The sequence below is a fragment of the Peribacillus sp. NPDC058002 genome (assembly GCF_042886655.1).
Classification (GTDB): Bacteria; Bacillota; Bacilli; order Bacillales; family DSM-1321; genus Peribacillus; species Peribacillus aracenensis.
This window is the reverse complement of sequence record NZ_JBHVQU010000422.1, coordinates 1-2,154: the sequence shown is the minus strand read 5'-3', so window position 1 is coordinate 2,154 and position 2,154 is coordinate 1. Positions and strand designations below refer to the sequence as shown.

Genomic DNA, 2,154 nt, shown 5'->3' with positions numbered 1-2,154 from the left:
AGCATATGGTGTATAATCCAGATGTTGAACAGACTGTTTATCCTTCGATACGGTTTCTAAAAAAGCGGCAATTGCCTCTTTTGAAATTTCAATATGATATAAACGGCTGGATTGAGGGTGAACTTTCACCTCGTATTTTTCTGTTTTCCTTTCGAACTTTGCTCTCTTTTTTTCTGCAATGCTCATGAATAATTCCTCCTGTTATTTGTAATATAGGTGACAAAGTTAACGGGAAATATAAAAAGCCAGTCGCACATGATCCCCAAATAAAATAGGAATCGAACTGTACAACTGGCTTATATTCACTTCACTGCTCTATGCAAATAGAGTCACAGCGAATATGCAGTTTATGTATGATTTATTTTTCCTGTTTCCAATCATTATGATCTTTACACGATTCTGAAAAGGTATTTTCCAAAGGTGTTAATGTCATAATATTGGCTTAATTCCATTAAAACGTTTTTTCGTAAAATTGTCAACCTTTTTAACATATTATTCTGAAAAATCATATTGCTAACTTGGTAGTTTCGATTTATCTCCTGCTTTAATTTGCTGAAAATGGAGATCGAGGTCTTTCAAGGCAGCAATCAGTGCGTTAGCCGCTTTTCCCCGATAATAAGATTGGATGGATTCAATCGCGTCATCAACACCATCATTTAAACTGATCCCTTTTAATAAACGCCCAATAAATTCCCTGCCATGCTCTGTTGCCAGTGTACAGGAAGCTTCCAGGACAACCCCATATTTAGCATCGACTTCTGCAGTGATGGTCAGTGTTTCAAAGACACTTTTCGCTGCCATCCCTTGAGGTAAACGTGCATGACCTGCAATGAAAATTGTTTTACCATTGAACATGAGGCGTCTTCCTCTCTCTTTAACGAATTTTATTATGTCAATACTGCTTCCAATAAGTGTGTTTGTTCCGGAATGCGGTTAACAACCTCTTTTCCGATTTCAATCGAGGCTGTTGCTGCAGGTGACGGTGCATTACATACATGGATGGTCCGTTTCCCCATTATAATATGAAAATCATCCACCATATTACCATCATCCTGTAACGCCTGGGCCCGTACTCCAGCAGGTGCAGGGATTAAATCATCTTCTTGAATTTCAGGAATCAACTCCTGCAGGCTTTTCGTAAATTGCTTTTTACTAAAAGAGCGGACATATTCCTCCATCCCTTCCTTCATGAATTTACTGGCCAGCTTCCAAAAACCTTTATAGCTTAAAACTTCAGTTAAATCTTTCGCATTGAAGTCCGTTTTTTTATAACCTTCCCGTTTGAAACTTAGTACAGCGTTTGGACCGGCATCTACTTCACCGCTAATCATCCGAGTAAAATGAACCCCCAAAAAAGGAAACTTCGGGTTAGGTACCGGATAAATCAAATGATTGACAAGGAAGCGTTTTTCAGGCTTCAGTTTAAAATACTCACCGCGAAACGGGACAATTTTCATATCAGTTTTATACCCAGCTGCTGCTGCGATACGGTCACTGTGCAACCCTGCGCAATTAATGACCATTTTTGCTTTAATGGTACCGTTGTTCGTATCGATGATGACATCATCAAAATCCTCGTTGATTTTCTCGACCTTTGTTTTCAGCTTAATTTCACCGCCGTTGCCCCGGATGATATCCGCCATCTTTTCACTTACCTGACGATAATTGACGATGCCGGCTTGCGGGACGCGAATCGCACCAAGCCCATTGACATGTGGTTCGATTTCCTTTAACTCATCCACACCGATTCTTTGTATTGCCAGTTCATTTTGCAAACCGCGGGAATATAAATCATCTAAAAGGGGTAACTCTTCTGGCTTTGTTGCAACAATGACCTTTCCGCAAATATCATGTTCAATTCCATGCGACCGGCAGAATTCCGTCATTGATTTGCTTCCTTGACGGGCAAACCGTGCCTTGAAACTGCCCGGTTTATAATAAATTCCTGAATGAATGACGCCGCTGTTATGTCCCGTTTGATGATCTGCAACAACAGCCTCTTTTTCAATGACCACCACTTTAGCATTAGGAAAACGCTGGTAAAGTGCCATTCCTGTCGATAATCCTACAATTCCTCCGCCAACAATTGCGAAATCATACACAATTAACACTCCTTTTATTGATGATTTTTAGTATTCAGCAACTCCATATACG

General features: G+C 40.1%; 2 protein-coding genes and 1 pseudogene. All 3 read right to left on the bottom strand.

What is annotated here, in order from left to right:
- Positions 1–186: pseudogene (locus tag ACFVSH_RS25850) on the bottom strand (glutarate dioxygenase GlaH); the annotation flags it as partial.
- A gap of 327 nt (positions 187–513) precedes the next feature.
- Positions 514–855, bottom strand: coding sequence for a DUF3870 domain-containing protein (locus ACFVSH_RS25845; protein WP_098373302.1), 342 nt, complete (start codon positions 853–855; stop codon positions 514–516).
- A gap of 32 nt (positions 856–887) precedes the next feature.
- The gene (lhgO, locus tag ACFVSH_RS25840; RefSeq protein WP_387708631.1) at positions 888–2,102 is read right to left on the bottom strand and encodes an L-2-hydroxyglutarate oxidase; all 1,215 of its coding nucleotides are present in this window, start codon (positions 2,100–2,102) and stop codon (positions 888–890) included.
- Between the last annotated feature and the right edge of the window lie 52 nt (positions 2,103–2,154).

What these genes read in the sequence shown, in the direction of transcription:
- ACFVSH_RS25845 (WP_098373302.1), bottom strand. Translation starts at nt 855, where the DNA reads ATGTTCAATGGTAAAACAATTTTCATTGCAGGTCATGCACGTTTACCT.